General features: G+C 65.9%; 15 protein-coding genes. 6 read left to right on the forward strand and 9 right to left on the reverse strand.

Annotated elements, in window-relative coordinates:
* Positions 1-103 precede the first annotated feature (103 nt).
* From Q8L25_RS08695 to Q8L25_RS08735, 9 genes are all read right to left on the reverse strand, one after another.
* Positions 104-835: an SDR family oxidoreductase gene (locus tag Q8L25_RS08695; protein ID WP_308924480.1), complete on the reverse strand. Its 732-nt coding sequence runs from the start codon at positions 833-835 to the stop codon at positions 104-106.
* A gap of 6 nt (positions 836-841) precedes the next feature.
* Positions 842-2,386, reverse strand: coding sequence for an FGGY-family carbohydrate kinase (locus tag Q8L25_RS08700; RefSeq protein WP_308924481.1), 1,545 nt, complete (start codon positions 2,384-2,386; stop codon positions 842-844).
* A gap of 18 nt (positions 2,387-2,404) precedes the next feature.
* Positions 2,405-3,499, reverse strand: coding sequence for an alcohol dehydrogenase catalytic domain-containing protein (locus Q8L25_RS08705; protein ID WP_308924482.1), 1,095 nt, complete (start codon positions 3,497-3,499; stop codon positions 2,405-2,407).
* Between the two features lie 22 nt (positions 3,500-3,521).
* Positions 3,522-4,529: a ribose ABC transporter permease gene (locus Q8L25_RS08710; RefSeq protein ID WP_308924483.1), complete on the reverse strand. Its 1,008-nt coding sequence runs from the start codon at positions 4,527-4,529 to the stop codon at positions 3,522-3,524.
* Complete coding sequence (locus Q8L25_RS08715; RefSeq protein WP_308924484.1) at positions 4,507-6,003, reverse strand: sugar ABC transporter ATP-binding protein; 1,497 nt, start codon at positions 6,001-6,003, stop codon at positions 4,507-4,509. The genes Q8L25_RS08710 and Q8L25_RS08715 overlap by 23 nt, the downstream gene beginning before the upstream one ends.
* 60 nt (positions 6,004-6,063) lie before the next feature.
* Positions 6,064-6,981: an ABC transporter substrate-binding protein gene (locus Q8L25_RS08720; protein ID WP_308924485.1), complete on the reverse strand. Its 918-nt coding sequence runs from the start codon at positions 6,979-6,981 to the stop codon at positions 6,064-6,066.
* Positions 6,982-7,065: 84 nt separating this feature from the next.
* Positions 7,066-7,944: an AraC family transcriptional regulator gene (locus Q8L25_RS08725; protein WP_308924486.1), complete on the reverse strand. Its 879-nt coding sequence runs from the start codon at positions 7,942-7,944 to the stop codon at positions 7,066-7,068.
* A gap of 282 nt (positions 7,945-8,226) precedes the next feature.
* Positions 8,227-9,513: a glutamate-1-semialdehyde 2,1-aminomutase gene (gene hemL, locus Q8L25_RS08730; protein ID WP_308924487.1), complete on the reverse strand. Its 1,287-nt coding sequence runs from the start codon at positions 9,511-9,513 to the stop codon at positions 8,227-8,229.
* Positions 9,514-9,550: 37 nt separating this feature from the next.
* Positions 9,551-10,405, reverse strand: coding sequence for a hydroxymethylpyrimidine/phosphomethylpyrimidine kinase (locus tag Q8L25_RS08735; RefSeq protein WP_374694250.1), 855 nt, complete (start codon positions 10,403-10,405; stop codon positions 9,551-9,553).
* A 96-nt stretch (positions 10,406-10,501) separates the two neighbouring features.
* Between Q8L25_RS08735 and Q8L25_RS08740 the strand changes: the two genes are divergently transcribed.
* From Q8L25_RS08740 to Q8L25_RS08765, 6 genes are all read left to right on the forward strand, one after another.
* Positions 10,502-10,654, forward strand: coding sequence for a rubredoxin (locus Q8L25_RS08740; protein WP_038488910.1), 153 nt, complete (start codon positions 10,502-10,504; stop codon positions 10,652-10,654).
* A gap of 157 nt (positions 10,655-10,811) precedes the next feature.
* The gene (locus Q8L25_RS08745; RefSeq protein WP_308924490.1) at positions 10,812-11,216 is read left to right on the forward strand and encodes a response regulator; all 405 of its coding nucleotides are present in this window, start codon (positions 10,812-10,814) and stop codon (positions 11,214-11,216) included.
* A gap of 32 nt (positions 11,217-11,248) precedes the next feature.
* Positions 11,249-11,614 carry a response regulator gene (locus Q8L25_RS08750; protein WP_308924491.1) on the forward strand — a complete coding sequence of 122 codons (366 nt, stop codon included), beginning with the start codon at positions 11,249-11,251 and terminating at the stop codon, positions 11,612-11,614.
* A gap of 3 nt (positions 11,615-11,617) precedes the next feature.
* Positions 11,618-12,247 carry a chemotaxis protein CheW gene (locus Q8L25_RS08755; protein WP_308924492.1) on the forward strand — a complete coding sequence of 210 codons (630 nt, stop codon included), beginning with the start codon at positions 11,618-11,620 and terminating at the stop codon, positions 12,245-12,247.
* Positions 12,247-14,469, forward strand: a complete 2,223-nt coding sequence (locus Q8L25_RS08760) for a methyl-accepting chemotaxis protein (protein ID WP_308924493.1) — start codon at positions 12,247-12,249, stop codon at positions 14,467-14,469. The genes Q8L25_RS08755 and Q8L25_RS08760 overlap by 1 nt, the downstream gene beginning before the upstream one ends.
* A 55-nt stretch (positions 14,470-14,524) precedes the next feature.
* Positions 14,525-19,825: an Hpt domain-containing protein gene (locus Q8L25_RS08765; protein ID WP_308924494.1), complete on the forward strand. Its 5,301-nt coding sequence runs from the start codon at positions 14,525-14,527 to the stop codon at positions 19,823-19,825.
* Positions 19,826-20,012 lie beyond the last annotated feature (187 nt).

The raw sequence follows: 20,012 nt of genomic DNA on the forward strand, positions 1-20,012 counted from the left end.
GCAGTCGCTTCGTGATTGCAAATAAGAATTATTCTCATTGTAATGCGGGAAGCGGCCGCTTGGCAATTGCGCTGCTTGTTGTATTTTTGCCTGTCGGGCCAAGTCAGCGGCAGGTATAGCCGCCATCGATGGGCAGGCTGACGCCGCTGATCATGGCGGCCGCGTCGCTGAGCAGGAACAGGATGGGCCGTGCCACGTCTTGCGGCGTGGCGAAGCGGCGCAGCGGAATCGCCGCCAGCATCGGGCCGCTTTTGACCGGGTCGCTCCAGGCCCGTTCGGCCATCGGCGTCAGGGTCACGGTGGGGTTGACGCTGTTGACGCGGATGCCGCTGGGTCCCAGTTCCAGGCACAAGTTGCGCGTGATGGCGTCCAGCGCCGCCTTTGAGGCGCAATACGCCAGGTGGTCGTCCAGCGCCACCAGCGACGCCTGGCTCGACACATTGACGATGCTGCCGGCGCGGCCGTCGCGCAGCATGCCCTGCGCCACATGGCGCGCCATCATGGCCGCGCCGCGCGCATTGATCGCCATCACCTGGTCGAAGCGTTCGGCGTCGAGCGCCAGGCAAGGGTCGAGCAGGGCGATGCCGGAGCAGTTGACGAGGCCATCGATATTGGCCAGCGGCGCGATCGCCGCCGCCATCGCCGCGCTGTCGGCGATATCGAGCTGCAAGGGCTGGCAGCCGGTGTCCTGCGCCAGCGCGGCCAGCTTGCCGGCGTTCTGGCCGATGGCGATCACCTCGGCGCCGGCCGCGCGCAGCAAACGGGCCGTGACTTCGCCGATGCCGCTGGACGCGCCCGTGACGATATAACGCTTGCCGCTGAAATCGAATTGCATGCTGTTCTACTCCTGGTGGTCGTGGTGGATGCGGTGCATCAGCCCTTGCAGGGCGGGATAGGCGTCGCGGTAGCGGCCGAAGGCGCGGCGGTAGGCGGCGCTGGCCTCGGCTTGCGGCGTGCTGCGCGGCACCAGCGTGACCCAGCCCTGCTGCGCCGTCTCGCGCGAGATCAGGCCGGCGCCCAGCGCCGCCAGCAAGGCCGCCCCCAGCGCCGCTTCGACGTTTTCGGCGATCGTGTAGACCTGGTAGCCGGTGATGTCGGCGATGATCTGCATCCACAACGGCGAGTGCGCGGCGCCGCCGACGACGATCAGTTTGTCGTCCAGCGTGGCCGCGCCCTGGCTGCCCGCGTCGATATTGTGTTTCAGCGCAAAGCTCACGCCTTCCAGCACGGCGCGGTACAGATGGGCGCGGCCGTGGTACAGGTTCAGGCCTAAAAACGCCCCGCTGGCTTTCGCGTCCCAGATCGGGCTGCGCTCGCCCATCAGATAGGGCAGGAACAGCACGCCATCGGCGCCGGGCGGCACCTTGGCCGCGTTTTCTTCCATCAGCTGGTGCACATCGCCATAACCTTGCCGCTTGGCCTCGTCGATATCGGCCTGGCAGAAGGCGTCGCGGAACCAGCTGACGGAAGCGCCGGCCGTGATCGCGCCGCCGAACACGTATAAATCGTGCTGGCTGTTGAATACATGCGGCATGCTGATCAGGCCGTGGCTGGCCTCGGCCTGCTGGCGTATCGTGCCCCAGCACATGCTGGTGCCGATCATGGCCACATGCTGGCCGGCGCGGCTGACGCCCGCCGCCAGGGTGGCGACCGCCGCATCGACGCCGCCGGCCACCACCTTTGTTCCGGCCAGCAAACCGAGCTGTTCGGCGATGGCCGGCAGCAGGGGGCCGACCACCTCGGACGAATCGACCAGGCGCTGCGGCATCATGCGCGCGGGGATGCCCAGCGCATCGAGCATTTCACCGGACCAGTTGCGCGCCGCCATGTCGTACACGCCGCCGATATTGCCGGCCGAACTATGGTCGACCGCCACCTCGCCGCACAGCAGGTAGTTGATATAGCTGTTCGGCGGCAGCAGATACCGCGTGCGTTCCCATATGGCGGGCTGGTGGTTTTTCAGCCACAGCATCTTGGTATAGCCGTAGTAGCTGTCGACGCCATTGCTGGTGACCGCATGCAGCCGTTCCAGGTCGATCTGTTGCGTGACCCACTCCACTTCCTCGGTGGCGCGGCGGTCCATCCAGATCAGGCAGGGGTGCAGCGGCTGCATGGCCTCGTCGACGGGTATGCCGGAGCCGCCGTACAGGCTGCTCACGCAAATGGCCTTGATATCGGCCGCGGCCACGCCGCTTTTTGCCACCACCTCGCGCACGCAGGTGAGCACGGCCCGGTACCAGACATCGGGCCACTGCTCGGCCCACAGCGGCTTGGGCGTGTCGACTTGGTAGCCTTGCGCGTGCTGGGCGATGATGGCGCCCGCGCGGTCGACCAGCAAGGCCTTGGTGCTTTGCGTGCCGATATCGACACCGATGATGTATTCCATGCAGCAGTCTTCCTTCAGTTAAACAGGTACCGATGGTTTCAGCAGTACCTTGATCGAATCGAGTGAATTGGCCAGCGCGAACGCCTGCTCCCAGTCTTCCAGCGCGAAACCGTGCGTGACGATGCCCTTCGACGTCACCAGCCCCCGTTCCAGCAGGTCGATGGCGATCGGATAGCAATACGGCCCCAGGTGGGCGCCGCGCACGTCGAGTTCCTTGCGGTCACCGATGATAGACCAGTCCGCGCTGGTTTCCTTGCCAAATACGCTGAATTCGACGAAGCGGCCCAGCTTGCGGATCAGATTGAGTCCCTGCGTCACGCCGGCCGGCACGCCCGTCGTTTCGATATACACGTCGCAGCCGTAGCCCCCGGTCAGGCCATGGATCACGGCCAGCGCGTCTTCGCGGCCGGGGTCGATGACGACATCGGCGCCGAACTGTCGCGCCAGCGCCAGGCGCTCGGGCACCAGGTCGATCACCACCAGTTTTTTCGGCGTCTTCAGGGCGGCGATCTGCGTCATCATCAGGCCCAGCGGACCGGCGCCGGCGATCACCACCACGTCGTCCAGTTCCACGCCGCCGCGGTTGACGGTGTGGATGGCGCACGCCAGCGGCTCGATGATGGCGGCGTCCTCCAGCGAAATGCTTTCCGGGATTTTATGCACGCGGGCGGTGGCCGGGATGCGCATGTAGTCGGCCATGCCGCCATCGGCCACTTCGCGCTGGAAGCCGAAGATATTGTGCACTTCGCACATCCAGTATTTGCCCGAGGTGCAAAAGCGGCACTTGTCGCACGGCACGATCTGCTCGGCGATGATGCGGTCGCCCACCCGCACGCCGAAGTGTTCTTCGCCATGTTCGCCGGCCTCGACCACGTAGCCGAAGAATTCATGGCCGGGCACCACCGGGGGCTTGACCCACGAACTCTGGCCCTCGCCGCCCCAGAACATCGCCGCGCCCGAATGGCATTTGCAGTCGCTGGCGCAGATGCCGCAGGCGGCGATACGGATCAGCAATTCGTTCAGGCGCGGCGAAGGGCGTGCGATTTTTTGCAGGCGGTAATCTTTCGGGCCGTGGCAGACCACGGCTTGCATGTCGACTTCGGTGTATTTCATGGTGTCTCCGGTGGGGAAGGTGTCAGGACCGCTTGCTGCTGTTGCGGCTGATGTAAATGGCGAGCAGGATGATCACGCCCTTGATGATGTTTTGCAGATACGGCGACACGCCCATCATGTTCAGGCCGTTGTTCAGCACGCCCAGCATGATGGCGCCGATCAGGGTGCCGATGATGGAGCCGCGCCCGCCCGTGATCGCGGTGCCGCCCATCACCACGGCGGCGATCGCGTCGAGCTCGAAACCGACCCCGGCATTCGGCTGGCCGCTCATCAGGCGCGAGGTGAGCACCAGGCCGGCGATGGCGGCCGTGCAGCCGCTGAGCGCATACACCAGCAGCTTGTAGCGCGAGACCCTTACGCCGCTCAGGCGCGTGGCTTCCTCGTTGCCGCCGATGGCATAGATATAGCGGCCCAGCGCCGTATGGTCGAGCAGGATATAGGCGACGATAAACACCAGCAGCATCACCAGGATGGGCGTCTGCACGCCCAGCACATTGCCGCGGCCGAAGAACTCGAACCAGTCCGGCAGGTCGTTGATCGGATAGCCGCCCGTGTACAGCAGGGCCAGGCCGCGCGCGATGCCCATCGTGGCCAGGGTGACGATAATCGGCGGCATTTTTGCGTAGGCGATGAAAAAGCCGTTGCCCACGCCAAAGGCGATGCCGACCGCCAGGCCGGCCATGATGGCCAGGCCGGGCGGCAGGCCGGCCACCATCAGGCCCGCCGTCAGCGTGCCCGTCAGCGCCATCACGGAGCCGACCGACAGGTCGATGCCGCCGGAAAGGATGGCGCAGCTCATGCCGACGGCGATGATGGCGTTGATCGACACTTGCCGGGCGATATTGATCAGGTTGTCGCTGGAAAAGAAATGGTCGGTGGTGGCGGCCATCGCCACCGACACCAGCAGCAGGCCGATCAGCGGCAAAAAGGCTGGCGACTTTTTCAGCAGCGTCCAGAGCGCGGCGGCGCCCTGGCTGGTGGCACCGTGCGGCGTGGCGGAGAGGGAACTATTGTTTACCGGCTGTTGCATGGCGCATTACCTCGCTGGAGTGGATGGAATCGCCTTCGAGCAGGGCCACGATGGCGCCCTGGCGGAAGACGGCGACGCGGTCGCACATGCCGGTAATTTCCGGCAGTTCCGATGAAATCAGGATGATGGAATAGCCATCGCCGGTCAGGGCGCGCATCAGGCGGTAGATTTCCGCCTTGGCGCCCACGTCGATGCCGCGCGTCGGTTCGTCGAAGATCAGGATCTTGCAGTGGTGGTTGAGCCAGCGCGCGATCACCACTTTCTGCTGGTTGCCGCCGCTCAATGACCCCACGCGCGTGGCCGGCCCCGGCGCCTTGACGCCCACCTTGGCCATCATGGCGCGGGTGGTGGCCAGCTCGCGCTTGCGGCTGATCAGGCCGTGGCCCGTGTACTTGCCCAGGTTGTTGATCGACATGTTTTCCGTGATAGCGAAATCGATGATCAGGCCCTCGGCCTTGCGGCTTTCCGGCAGCAGGCCTATGCCGTGGCGCAAGGCATCGGCCGGATCGTCGAGCCTGGCGGGTTGGCCATGCAGGCGGATCTCCTTGTGCCAGGCCGGCTGGGCGCCGATCACGGCCAGCGCCAGTTCCGTGCGGCCCGACCCGACCAGGCCGGCAAAGCCGAGGATCTCGCCCTGGTGCAATTGAAAGCTGTTGGCGGGGCTGTCTTTTGCCAGCTTCACTTCGCGCGCTTCGAGCACGATGGGCGCGGACGGCAGGCGTACGGGTTTGGGGGGGAAGCTCGCTTCGAGCTTGCGCCCGACCATCATTTCCACCAGCCGCGCCACGTCGGTGTCGGCGACGTCCCGCATGCCGACATACTGGCCATCGCGCAAGACCGTGATGCGGTCGCATACCTCGAAAATTTCTTCCATATGGTGCGAGATGAAGATCATCGCCACGCCCTGCTGCCTGAGTTCGCGCATGATGGAAAACAGATGGCTGGCCTCGCCGGGCGTCAGGGTGGCGGTCGGCTCGTCGAGGATCAGGATGCGGGCGTTGAGCGACAGCGCCTTGCCGATTTCGACGAATTGCTGCTGGGCGATGCTGAGCTGGCTGATCTCTGCCGTCAGGTCGATCTCGACCCCCAGGCGCGCAAAGATCGCCTGCGCCTGGCGGCGCATGGCCTGCTTTGACAGCAGGCCCAGGCGATTGCTCAGCTCGCGCCCGAGGAAGATATTCTCCACCGCGTTCAGATAGGGGATCAGCGAAAATTCCTGGAAGATGATGGCGATGCCGGCGGCGATGGCATCGTTATAGCTGTGAAACTCGCGCGCCTGACCGTCGACCACGATGCTGCCCGCATCGGGACGATAAATACCGCTGAGAATTTTCATCAGGGTGGACTTGCCGGCGCCGTTCTCGCCCAGCAGGGCGTGGATTTCGCCGGCCGCGATCGACAGGCTGATGCCATCCAGGGCCTTGACGCCCGGAAAGCCCTTGCTGATATGTTGTAATTGCAAGATCGTGTTCATGATGGACCCCGGGCTACGGTGACACTCCCGCCGCGTGGCGGGAGTCCTGGACAAGCTGCCTTACCAGCTGAAGGATTTGGCGCCCGCCTTGTCCACCAGTTTCACGTCGACCGGGATTTGCGCCGGCACATTGGCGCCCCATTTCCTGGCCAGGGCGACGCCCAGCGCCAGGCGTATCTGGTCGCGCGGGAACTGGGCGGCCGTGGCGATGAATTTCGAATTGGCTTTTTGCATGGCCTTGATCGCTTCCGGCGCGCCGTCCACGCTGGTCAGTTTCACGTCCTTGCCGCTCGCTTCGATGGCCGACAAGGCCCCCATGGCGCCGCCATCGTTGACGCTGAAAATGCCTTTCAGCTTGGGGTTGGCCTGCAGCATGTTTTCCGTGACCGTCAGGGCCTGGTCGCGTTCCTGCTTGCCGTTCTGGGTGGTGACGATCTTGATGCCGGGAAAGGCCGCCAGCGCATCCTTGCAGCCGCGCACGCGCTCCAGGATAGGCACCACCGGGATGCCGTCGAGGATGGCGATATCGCCCTTGCCGTCCAGGCTCTTGGCCAGGTACTGGCAGGCCATCTGGCCGGCCGTGAAGTTTTTCGAGCCGACAAAGGAATCGACGGGGCCGTTGGCATTGGCGTCGACCGCCACCACGATCACGCCGGCCGCATTGGCCGACTTGACGGCCGACTGGATGCCGACCGAGTCGGTCGGGTTCAGCAGCAGGATGTCGATCTTTTTCTGGATCATGTCTTCCACGTCGCTGGTCTGCTTGGCCACGTCGTGGCGCGCGTCGGTGATGACGACGGTGGCGCCGATGCTGGCGGCCGCGTCTTCCAGCGCTTTCTTCATGGTGATGAAGTACGGGTTATTAAGCTCCTGGAAAGACATGCCGATCTTCAAGGGGGCGGCACTGGCGGGCAGGGCAAGGCCGGCGGTGCACAGGGCGGTGGTGGCCAGGGCAAGCAATTTCTTTTGCAGCATCATGATGTCTCCTAGTTTTTAGTGTTTTTATACTTCTGGTTGGCAGCATGGTGTGCCTGCTGCCGGGGCATGGCAAAAAAAACGGTGTCAGTTGAGCGGACTGGACAGGCGCAAGCCGTCGTAGCGCCGAAATTTCGAGGGCGAGATACCCTTGTGCGCAAGAAACTGGCGGTTGAAATTGGACAGATTGTTAAAGCCCACCTGGTAGCAGATATCGGTGATGCTCAGTTCGCTGTTGCTGAGCATTTCGCAGGACAGCTTGATGCGCAGCAAGTTCACGTATTGCACGAACGAGATGCCCGTGTGCTTGCTGAAAGCGCGTGAAAAAGAGCTGACGTTCTGGCCGATCAGTTCGGCCAGCGCCGATTCGCGCAGTTCGGTCGACAGATTCTTGCCGATATACGCCAGCGCCAGGTTGATCTTCGACGACATGTAGCTGTGCGGATCGGGCAGGTAGCTGGGGCTGGACAGCCGCTTGCGCTCGCCGTCGCGCAGCAGCAGCTCCAGCAGCGAAATGAACAGCAGCACCCGGCGGCAGCCGCGCGCCGTCAGCAGCTCCTGCATCAGGGGGCGTGCCGCCGCGCCCGCTTGCGGCGTAAACAGCAAGCCGCTGCGCGATTCGGCCAGCAGCGCTTGCACCGGCTGCAGTTCGGGAAAGGTGGCCATCGCGCCGGCGATGAAGTCGGCCGTGAACTGCAGGATCAGGCAGCGCTGGGCGACCGGCTGGTTGTCCGGCAGTTCGCTGACCCAGTTATGCGGCAGGTTGGGGCCGGACATGACCAGGTTGCCTGGTTCGAAGTCGCCGATATAGTCGCCGACAAAATACTTGCCCGTGGTTTCCGTGATCAGCTGGATTTCATATTCGGGATGAAAGTGCCAGCGCACCGTGCGGTAGGGATAGCCGTGCGACCAGGCGGCGAACGACTCGTCGGGCTGCACACAGACGACTTCAAGATCTGGCTTCAAGGCGTGTCTCCTGCTGGGTTACCGTGCGCTCCGGCGATGCTGGCGGCCGGGCGGGTTTTTGGTTTATCTGCGTATTCTATGCAGGCAAGCCGTACCGAGCCACCGATTACATGATCGTAAACTGATACTTTCTTTGCATTTCTGGGTTGAAACTATGCGCGAGGTCAAATTTTGTGCATTGCGTCAAATGCTTGCAGCAATGCGGGGACGGCGGGAGGGGAGGGTACGCGGCGGCCAGGACGGCCACCGCGAAGAACAGCTTGAAACGCTTACTTCAAGGGATTACTTGAGCGCGGCAAACACCTTGCGTGCGGCGGCGATCGTGGCGTCGATCACGGCGTCGTCGTGCTGCGCCGAGACAAAGCCCGCCTCGAACGCCGCCGGGGCGAAGTACACGCCTTCGTCCAGCATGGCGTGGAAGAAGGCGTTGAACTTGCTGCGGTCGCCGGCCATCATTTCGGCGTAGCTGGTCGGTGGCGTGGCGCTGAAATAAATGCCGAACATGCCGCCGATGGCGTCGGCGCAGAACACCACGCCCGCTTCTTGCGCCGCTGCCGTCAAGCCATCGGCCAGGCGTTTTGCGGTGGCGCCCAGCTGCTCGTAGAAGCCCGGCTGCTGGATCAGTTTCAGGGTCGTCATGCCGGCGGCGACCGCCACCGGATTGCCCGACAGGGTGCCGGCCTGGTAGACGGCGCCCAGCGGCGCCATATTGTGCATCAGCGCCGCGCTGCCGCCAAAGGCCGCCACCGGCATGCCGCCGCCGATCACCTTGCCGAGGGCCGTGAGGTCGGGCTTGATGTTGTACAGCGCCTGCGCGCCGCCCAGCGCCACGCGGAAGCCGCACATGACTTCATCGAAAATCAGCAGTGCGCCGTGCTGGGTGCACAAGTCGCGCATCGCCTGCAGGAATTCGGGCGTGGCTTTCACCAGGTTCATGTTGCCGGCCACCGGTTCGACGATCACGCAGGCAATCTCGGTGCCGAAGCTGTCGAAGGCGTCCTTCAATTGTTCCACGTTGTTATAGTCGAGTACCAGCGTGTGCTTGACGAAGTCTTCCGGCACGCCGGCCGAGGTCGGGTTGCCGAAGGTGAGCAGGCCGCTGCCCGCTTTCACCAGCAGCGAATCGGCGTGGCCGTGGTAGCAGCCTTCGAACTTGACGATCTTGTCGCGTCCGGTGGCGCCGCGCGCCAGGCGCAGCGCGCTCATGGTCGCTTCCGTGCCCGACGACACCAGGCGCACCTGTTCGATCGACGGCACCAGGCGCGTGATTTCCTCGGCCATCAGGATCTCGCCTTCGGTCGGCGCGCCGAACGACAGGCCCAGCGCGGCCGCGTCCTGCACCGCTTTCACCACTTGCGGGTGGGCGTGGCCGACGATGGCCGGGCCCCAGGAGCCGATATAGTCGATATAGCGCTTGCCGTCGGCGTCCCAGAAGTACGGGCCTTCGGCGCGCGTGATGAAACGCGGCGTGCCGCCTACCGAGCGGAAGGCGCGTACCGGCGAATTGACGCCGCCCGGCGTGGTTTTCTGGGCGCGGGCGAACAGGGTATCGTTTTGCGAAGTCGTCATGAGATTGCCTTGTATGGTGTGTAAGGGGAGTCGGGGGTCAGGCGCCGGCCTTGAACAGGCGGTTCGGCACCAGCTTGCCCATGCCGAAGCGCCGCGCATGCGTCAGCGCGCCGGCCGTGTATTCCTGCGCCGCCACCACGGCCTGCTGCACGTCGTTGTCGACATCGCCGCCGCCCTGGTCCAGTGCCAGCAGCGCCGTGGCGGCCGCCGACAGGGTGCTGCCGGCGCCGTTGAAGATGCCTGGCAGATGGCGCCACACGTCGTGGCGCACCACGCCGTCTTCGCCGAACAGGGTGTTGGCGCGCAGCTTGCCTTCGCCGGTGCCGCTCTTGCCGGCGTCGGCCGGCATGCAGGTCACCAGCACGTATTCGCAGCCCAGGGCGACCAGGTAGTCGACGTCGTTTTGCAGGGTGTCGGACGGATCGCTGTCGCGCCAGGTTTCGGCCAGGCGTTCCAGTTCCACCGGCGACAGCACCAGCAGGGTGGTTTGCGGGATCAGCAGCTGGCGCACGGCGGTCAGGATGTCTTCGTCGTCCATGCCCTGTTCCGGCAGCGCCGAAATGAAGGGGTCGAGGATCAGGGGCACGTTGGGGTAGTCGGACACGATTTCGGCGATCGCCGTGACGTTTTCCACGCTGCCCAGCGCGCCGATCTTGATGGCGGCCACCGACATGTCTTCGAGCAGCACGCGGGCCTGGTCGGAGACCCAGTCCGGGTCGACCGCCTGCATGTCTTCCACACGGGCCGTATCGCTGATCAGCAGGCCGGTGGTGACCGACAGGCCATGGCAGCCAAAGGCGGCAAAAGTGGCCAGATCGGCCTGGATGCCGATCGCGCCGACGGGATCGGACACGCCGAAGCTTAATATGAGGGGAGAAGTTTGGTTTTGCACGGCGGGTAGATTAAGATACCTAATTCAGCATTTTACTTGATTGAAGGGTGGCGGAACGTGAGTAGCAACGAAACAACGCAGCAACTCCAAACGTGGATGTGTCTTATCTGCGGCTGGGTTTATGATGAAGCGGCCGGCCTGCCAGACGAAGACATCGCTCCCGGCACGCGTTGGGCCGATGTACCAATGAACTGGACCTGCCCGGAATGCGGCGCGCGCAAGGACGACTTCGAGATGGTGGCTATTTAAGCAATTTTATACGATAGTCATGCCGTTCGCCAAGGCGGAAGCCAAGGCGGAAGCCAAGGTGGAAGCCACGGCGGCTGCGGCGCAGCAGCTTGCGGCGGCCTATGCTATGGTGTGAATAATTGCCGAATGATTACATTGAGCCACCGTTGAGCCACCCTTGAACAGCCCTTGCCCGGACGCCGGCGGCATCACCATCCTGGTGATCGACGACAGCGCCACCATGCGTACCTGCGTGGCCGGCTATCTGCGCGATGCCGGCTACCGGGTGGTGCTGGCCGAAGATGGCTTCGATGCGCTGGCCAAGCTGGGCGACTGCAGGCCAGTTCTGGTGGTGTGCGACGTGGTGATGCCGCGTCTCGATGGCTACCGCACTTGCGCCCTGATCCGCGCCAGCGCCGGTTTTCGCGCCACGCCGGTGCTGATGTTGTCGTCGAAAGAGGGCTTGTTCGACCGGGCCCGCGGCAGCCTGGCCGGCGCCAGCGCCAGCCTGGCCAAGCCGCTGGCGCGCGAGGCGCTGCTGGCGGCCGTGCGGCAGCATCTGGCCGCAGGTACGCCGCGGTAGCGCCGTTATTAACCAATGCAGCAAGGAAGCTGATGTCCATACATACAATTCTGATCGTCGATGATTCGCCGACGGAACGCTACTACCTGAGCGAGATGCTGGTGCGCGCCGGCTATGCCGTGTCCACCGCCGAAAACGGCGCCGACGCGCTGGCGCAGCTCAAGCAGGACAGGCCCGACCTGATCCTGATGGACGTGGTGATGCCGGGCGCGAATGGCTTCCAGATCACGCGCGCCATCGCGCGCGACCCCGAACTGGCGCATGTGCCGGTGATCATCTGTTCCAGCAAGAGCCAGGAGACGGACCGCATCTGGGGCTTGCGCCAGGGCGCGCGCGACTACCTGATCAAGCCGGTGGTCGAAGCGGACCTGCTGGCCAAGATCGCGGCGCTGTCCTGACCCATGCGGATCACGCCCGGCATCAGCGCCTCCGGATCGCCACCTGTTGAAGGCGGTGCGCGGCACGGGCGTTTGCGCCAGTACCAGTTGCAGCTGCACGAAAGGGTGCAGGCCGCGCGCAGCGGCGTGCTGGCCGGGCGCAAGGACCTGGGCGTGCTGCTGGGCGGACGGCACTGCCTGCTCGACCTCACGCAACTGGGCGAGATCGTGATCCCGGCCGGCCTGCACATCCAGGGCGTGCCGCTGGCGCAGGACTGGTATCTGGGCCTGGCCGCCATGCGCGGACGCCTGACGGCCATCATCGACCTGGCGCGCTACATGGGCCAGCCGGCCTGCGGCATCACCGGCGACAGCCGTTTGATCACCTTTGCGCCGCGCCTGGGGCTCGATTGCGCCGTGCTGGTCGAGCGCGTGCTGGGCCTGCGCCAGCAGCGCGGCATGCTGGCCATGGCGCCGCCGGCGCTGTTGCAGGAATTTCCATGGGCCGCGCATGCGCTGCGCGACAGCGAACACCAGCCCTGGCTGCGGCTGGACCTGGCGCAGCTGGCGCAAGCCGAACGCTTTCTCGATGCCGGCTTTGCCGGCGCCCTCTGCGGCCCCCAGATCGCTCACACACACAAGGAATTGCGCTGATGGGCGACCACTCTTCGATCCTGGCCGACGGCGCCTTGCCTGCCGCCACCATCTCGCCCGACGATTTGCCCTTGCGCCTGCGCGATGCGCTGGGACGGCGCAAGACGCTGGCCAGCGCGCCGGCGGCCGACCTGAAGCTGCCGCTGATCGGCCATCTGCCGCTGCAAAAACAGCTGTCGGTGCTGACCACGGTGATGGCCCTGAGCCTGGCCGCCAGCCTGCTGTTTGTCGGCCTCAATACCCGCAGCGGCAATATCGCCTCGGCCCAGACCCAGCTGGCCGGCGACGCCCTGATGCACTCGCAGCGCCTGGGGAAAGCCGCGCCGAACGCGGTGCAGGGCAATCCCGAGGCCTTCCGCCAGCTCGAGGAAAGCCGCAATGAACTGAACCAGGATTTCCGCCTGATGGTGCGCGGCGGGACGTATCACGGCCGCGATATCGGCGAGTCGCGCGCCAGCCTGCTGGCGGCGGTGGCCGACGCGCGTAAAAAATGGGCCAGCAGCGACCGCGCGGCCGGCACCATCCTGCGCCTGAAGGCGGAACTGGGCCAGTTCGACCAGACCTTGCAGCAGTTGAATGCGCGCACGCCGGCGCTGCTGGCGCAGACCGAGGAAATCGCGGCGCTCAAGGTGCAGCGCGGCGGCAACGGGCGCGAGCTGGCCGTGATCGGCCGCCTGATGATGCTGACCCAGCGCATGAGCCGCAGCGCCAGCGGCTTTATCGGTTCCGGCAGCATCAGTTCGGAAACCGCGTTCGCGCTGGGCCGCGACACCACGTATTTCCGCGCCGCCGTCGACGGCCTGCTCAATGGCAGCGGCACCTTGCAGCTGGCGCCCACGCGCGACGCGCAGTTGCGCGAGCAGCTGGTGGCGCTCAAGGCCGGCTTCGACAGCTACCAGAAGCTGGTCTCCTCCCTGCTCGACGGGCTCGACAAATTCAGCGCGGCGAAAAGCGCCGAGCAGCTGATCTTCAGCGAAAACGAAGACCTGCGCCAGCGCCTGACCCTGCTGCAGCAGATGTACCATCTGAACCAGGAAACCCTGGGCGCGGCCTTCTGGCTGATGGTGGGCGGCGTGCTGCTGACGCTGGTGGCGGCGGCCGGCATGGGCCGCGTGCTGCTGCAGGACTCCGTCAACCGCACGCGCGACGCCGAGCGGCGGCGCCAGGAGGCGGAGATCCGCCGCCTGCTGTCGCAGGAAAAAGAGGAGGCGGCCAAGGCGCAGAACGACCAGAACCAGGCCGCCATTTTGCGCCTGATGAACGAACTGCAGAAGGTGGCCGATGGCGACCTGACGGTGCAGGCGACGGTGTCGGAAGACATCACCGGCGCGATCGCCGATTCGGTCAACTACACGGTCGAGGAATTGCGCGGCCTGGTGGGGCGCGTGACGGCGACGGCCGAACAGGTCAACCGCGCGTCGACCCAGGCCCAAAGCATCTCGAGCAAACTGCTGATCGCCTCGCAGCAGCAGTCGCGCGAAATCCAGGGCGTCAGCGCCACGGTGGTGAAGATGGCCAATGCGATTACCGAGGTGTCGAAGTCGGCCAGCGTCTCGGCCGACGTGGCGCGCCAGTCTGTGGCGGCGGCCCTGCAAGGCTCGACGGCGGTTGAAAACGCCATCAAGGGCATGCATGAAATCCGCGACCAGATCCAGGACACCTCCAAGCGCATCAAGCGCCTGGGCGAATCGTCGCAGGAAATCGGCGAGATCACCGAACTGATTTCCGACATCACCGAGCAGACCAATGTGCTGGCGCTGAACGCCGCCATCCAGGCCGCCTCGGCCGGCGAGGCGGGGCGCGGCTTTTCGGTGGTGGCCGAGGAAGTGCAGCGCCTGGCCGAGCGTTCGGCGGGCGCCGCCAAGCAGATCGGCGCGCTGGTGCGCACCATCCAGGCCGATACCCAGGATGCGACGCGGGCGATGGAAAAATCGACCCAGGGTGTGGTCGAAGGCGCGCATCTGTCCGACGCGGCCGGCGCCGCCCTGAACGATATCAGCAAGGTGTCGAAACACCTGGCCGAACTGATCCAGGGCATGTCGTTCGCCACCGGCACGCAAGCCGGTTCGGCCAGCGGCGTGGCCCTGAATATCCAGCATATCCTGAGCGTGACGGAACAGACCCAGGATGGCACGCAGCAAACGGCGCAGTCGATCCACAAACTGTCGCTGCTGGCGCAGGAGCTGAAAAATTCGGTGTCGCGCTTCCGCGTCGCCGCGTGAGCCAGCGCCCGGCGCGTGCCGATTTTTGCGTTATGAATTCTTTACCGAGGCAGGCATGAGCACACCAGATAATCCGCAGCAGTCCAGGCCGCAGCAGTCCAAGCCGTTTGACAGCGAGCCCTTGTCTTGGGTGATGGTGGAAATCCGCGAAGCGCTGGCCCGTTCCCGCACCGCCTTGTTCGAGGCGGGCGGACGCGAGCGCGAGGAACGCGCCACCGCCCTGCAGCATGCGCGCTCGCACCTGCACCAGGCGCATGGCGCGCTGGTGATGGTCGACGTGGCCGGCGCCGGCCTGCTGACGGCGGGCGCGGAACAGGCGCTGACGCGTTTTCGCGACGGCAGCCTGGAATACACGGTCGACCATGCGCAAGTGGTGGCCGAGCTGTACCAGGCCCTCACCGAATACCTGGAAGACCTGCTGGCCGGCACGCCGCCGCAGCCCACCCGCCTGTTCCCGTATTACCGCGCGCTGCAGACCATGCTGGGGGTGGAACGCGTGCATCCGGCCGAACTGTTTTTCCCGCCGTCCGTGGACCGGCACCACGCCATCGCGCTGGCCGAGCCGGTGATCGCCGCCGACTATCCGGCCTGGCGCAGCCGCTTTGAAAAGTCGCTGCTGCCGTTCCTGAGGGCGCCGGATGCCGAGGCGCGCCAGCCGCATGCGCAAGCCCTGCACGATACCTTGCAACTGGTGGCCGATGCGCAGGGCGAGGCGTCGGCGCGCACCTTCTGGTTCACCATGCAGGCCGTGGCCGGCCTGGCGGCCCAGGGCCAGGGCGGCGACAGCCTGTACATGAAACAGCTATTTGGCCTGATCAACCTGCAATTGCGCCGCCTGGCGCAAGGCACTGCCGGCCTGCCCGACACCTTGCTGCGCGATGCGCTGTACCTGATCGCCGCCGCCAGCGAGCCCACGCCGGCGGCGCGCCAGCTGCGCCAGGCCTTCGAGCTCGATGGCCTGGTGGCCGAGGATGTGGAGGCGCGGCGCTATGGCCAGGTCGATCAGGCCGCCTTGCAAAGTGCGCGCGAGGCGCTGGCCCGCGCGCGCGCCAGCTGGCGCGACACCGCGCCGGGCGAGGCTTTCAGCGAGGCGCTCGATGAGGTGGCGGCGCAGGCGGAGACCTTGAAAGTGCCGGCGCTGGCCAGCCTGCTGCGCCAGGGCGCCGACGTGGCGCGGCAGGCAGCCGCCAGCGGCCGCCACGCCGCGCTGGCGCAGGAAATGGAGACGGCGCTGCTGTTTGCCGAAACCGGCCTGGAACAGTTGCGCAGGCTGCCCGACGATTTCGCCAGCAATGCCGAAACCATCGCCGCGCGCTTGCAGGCGCTGCAGGACGGCGAGGCGCCATCGGCGCCGGCGCAGGGCGAATTGTCGCGCCAGATCGAACAGGGGCAAGTGGCGGGCGCGCTGGCCGAGTCCATGAAAGCGGGCTTGCGCCAGGTCGAGCAGCTGCTCAACGCCTATTACGCCGATATTGGCCGCCGCGCGGAACTGGCCGGCGTGGCGCCGCTGCTGCAGCCGATGCGGCAGACGCTGGAGGAACTGGGGCAGGCCGCCGCCAGCGCCGGCATGCAGCAGGTGGTTTCCAGCGTCCAGCTGCTGCTGGACGGCGACAGCCAGGCGCCGATGGAAGCGCTCGACGAGATCGCGCAAAACGTCAGCGCGCTGGGCTTTTTTGTCGACATGCTGGGCCGTAATCCCCAGGGGGCCGGCGCGCGCTTCCATTTCGATGCCGCCAGCGGCGCCTTCCGCGCGCTGCCGTTTGAAAAAGTGGCGGCGGCCGGCAGCGTGCCGGTGCCGGTGCTGGAGCATCCTTTGCCGCCGCAGTCGATCACGCCGCCAGCGGACAACGGCACAGCGGCCGGCGGCGATCTCGACGCCGAGATGCTCGATATTTTCCTGGCTGAGGCGCGCGAGGTGCTGGCCTTTGTGGAAACCAGCCTGGCCGCGCTGCGCGCCGAGGCGGGCGCCGGCAGCGGCGAACACCTGGCCATGCTGCGCCGCTCGTATCACACCCTGAAGGGCAGCAGCCGCATGATCGGCCTGGCGCAGTTTGCCGAAGCGGCCGGCGCCATCGAAAAAGTGCTCAATACCTGGCTGGCCGAGGCGCGCCCGGCCAGCGATGATCTGTACACCCTGCTCAATTACGGCTGGTACCAGTTGAGCGAATGGGTGGCCGAGCTGGAGGGGGGCGGCGCGCGCGGGCGCGAGGCGGGCATGCTGCCGGATGCGGCCGAGCGGGTGCGCGAAGGCGGGCCGTTCGAACTGCGCAAGCGGCGCCCTGCGGCCAAGGAGGCCCCGGCGCCGGTCAATACCGGCAACGGCAATGTGATCGGATTTCCGCCGGCCACCGCGCCCACCGTGCACGAGGCGCCGGACGACAACCTGAAACACGTGGGCGAGCTGCGTATCAGCCTGCCGCTGTATAACATCTACCTGGCCGAAACCGACGAACTGCTGCGCGTGCTTGAGCGCGATTTCGGCGAATGGCGCCATGAAGCGCGCGCCGTCAGCGCCGACGCGCTGCAGGCCGTGCATACCCTGGCCGGCAGCTCCGGCACCGTCGGCTTTAGCGCCTTGCGCGACCTGGCGCACGCGCTGGAAATCGCCATCGAAACCGTGGTGGCGCCGCGCGCCGGGCTGGCCGACGCGCAGCACGACGTGCTGGAACACGCCACCGATGGCATCCGCCAGATGCTGCAGGCGTTCGCCCTGGGCGACCTGGCGCCGGCGCAGCCGGCACTGATCGAGGAACTCAATACCTTGTGGCGCGCGCTGACGGCACCGCCAGGGGAGACTGCGCCCACACCTGAAAACAGCCTGGATGCCCTGTTCGCCGCCACCTATGCCAGCATTATGGACGACCGCGGCAAACCTGCCGAGACCGGCCTCGATGCGCTGTTTGCCGCCGCCTACGCCAGCATCGTCGCCGATGGACCAGGGCAGGGCCCCACCACGCTGGAGGAAACACCGCCAGCGCGCATGAAACTGCCGCCGGCGCCCGATACCAGCGCCATCGACGACCTGTTCGACTCCGTGTTCGATACGCCGCCAGCGGCAGCCGAACCGGAACCGGAACCGGGACCGGAAACCGAACCGGAGACCGAGGCGCCGGCGATGGTGCCGGCCGACGCGCAGGCCCTGCTGGCGGCCAGCGCCGGCATCAGCGACGAGCTGGACCTGGACTTGCTGCCGGTGTTCCTGGAAGAGGGCGCCGATTTGCTGCCGCAGATCGGTGCGGCGCTGCGCAACTGGCAGCAGCAGCCGCAGGACAGCAGCCAGGCGCAGATGCTGCTGCGCACCCTGCATACGGTCAAGGGCAGCGCGCGCATGGCCGGCGCCATGCGCCTGGGCCAGCACGCGCATGAAATCGAAACCCATATCGAAAACATGCTGCACGCGGGCACGGCCACGCCACAGGCTTTCGAGGAATTGCTGGCCCATTACGACCATGCGCTGCATCTGTTCGAACAGTTGCAGCAGCCTTTGCTGCCGCTGCCGGGCATGGAAGACACGCCGCCGCCGGAACCGAAGGCGGCGCTGGTGCGCGTGCGCGCCGACATCCTCGACCGCCTGGTGAACCAGGCCGGCGAAGTGTCGATCACGCGCTCGAAAATCGAAAACGAAGTGGGCGTGCTGGGCGCCTCGCTGGGCGAGTTTTCCGACAACCTGGCGCGCTTGCGGCGCCAGTTGCGCGAAGTGGAAATGCAGGCCGAATCGCAGATCGCCTCGCGCATGGCGGTCGGCAGCGAGCGCGATTTCGATCCGCTCGAATTCGACCGTTTTACGCGCCTGCAGGAACTGACGCGCATGATGGCCGAAAGCGTCAACGACGTCGCCTCCTTCCATGAACACCTGAGCCAGAGCGTGGGCACGGTGGGCGACGACCTGGTGCTGCAGGCGCGCCTGACGCGCGAACTGCAGCGCGACCTGATGCAGATCCGCATGGTGCCGTTTGCCAGCATCGCCGAACGGCTGTTCCGCGTGGCGCGGCAAAGCGCCAAGGAAGTCGACAAGCGGGTCAACCTCGATATCCGTGGTGGCAATGTGGAGATCGACCGCAGCGTGCTCGAACGCATGGCCGCACCGTTCGAACACCTGCTGCGCAACGCGATCGCGCATGGCATCGAACCGCGCGAGGCGCGCCTGGCGGCGGGCAAGAGCGAAACGGGCGAGTTGCTGGTGCAGGTCAGCCAGCAGGGCAATGAAGTGGCGATCGCGTTTTCCGACGATGGCGCCGGGCTGGACCTGGACCGCATCCGCGCCAGGGCGCGCAGCGCCGGCCTGGTCGCGCCGGACGCCGACGTCAGCGACGCGCAGGCGGCCGAACTGATCTTCGCACCCGGCCTGTCCACCGCCGACAGCCTGACCGAACTGGCCGGCCGCGGCTTCGGCATGGATATCGTGCGCTCGGAAGCGCTGGCGCTGGGCGGGCGGGTCGACACCGCGACCGAAGCGGGCCAGGGCATCCGTTTTACCATCCATTTGCCCCTGACGCTGGCGGTGACACAGGTGGTGCTGCTGGCGGCCAACGGCAAGACCTATGCCTTGCCCTCGGTGCTGGTCGAGCAGGTGCTGCACCTGAAGGGCGAGCAGCTGGCGCAGGTGACAAGCTCCGGCCAGATCGATGCGCACGGCCAGTTGCTGGCGCTGCACCAGTTGTCGACCATGCTGGGCGACCCGCCGGCGGCGCCCGCTACCCAGCGCCATGCGCCGGTGCTGCTGCTACGCAACGGCAACGACAGGCTGGCGCTGCAGGTCGACGATGTGCTGGGCAACCGCGAAGTGGTGGTCAAGCATGTGGGGCCGCAACTGGCGCGCATGCCGGGCATCGCCGGCGCCACTGTGCTGGGCACCGGCGACATCGTGCTGATACTGAACCCGGTGGCGCTGGCGCAGCACCTGGCTCACCACCCGGAACTGCTGGCGCAGTATGCGGCGGCCGCCGGCGAAGGCCGCGTGGCGCTGCCCGCGCCGCGCGCCTGCGTGATGGTGGTCGACGATTCGCTGACCGTGCGCCGCGTGATGCAGCGGCTGTTCGAGCGCGAAGGCTACCTGGTGCTGCTGGCCAAGGACGGCGTCGACGCGCTCGAGCAATTGCATGAACTCGACCCGGCCGCGCTGCCGGCGCTGATGCTGGTCGACGTCGAAATGCCGCGCATGGACGGTTTCGATTTGACGCGCAATGTGCGCAGCGACGAACGCACGCGCGCCATTCCCCTCATCATGATCACCTCGCGCAGCGCCGACAAGCACCGCCAGCACGCCCTGGAACTGGGCGTGAATGCGTATTTCGGCAAACCGTTCCAGGAAGAGGAACTGCTGGCGGAGGTGGATCGGTTGCTGACGGGGGGGTGACGGCAAGCGCCAACAATGTTGTCGGATTACGGCCTGAGGCCTAATCCGACCTTGTATTATTCCTCTCATGCGGTTGGTGGTGTTGCGAACAACATCGACCGCTGTCAAAATTCTTGGTAGGCATATCAAGACCGGGTAACTGGATGCCGTATCCGCCCTTAGGCTCAAAGCCAGCGATGTAGATCTC

Source organism: Janthinobacterium sp. J1-1 (genome assembly GCF_030944405.1).
Lineage (GTDB): Bacteria > Pseudomonadota > Gammaproteobacteria > Burkholderiales > Burkholderiaceae_D > Janthinobacterium.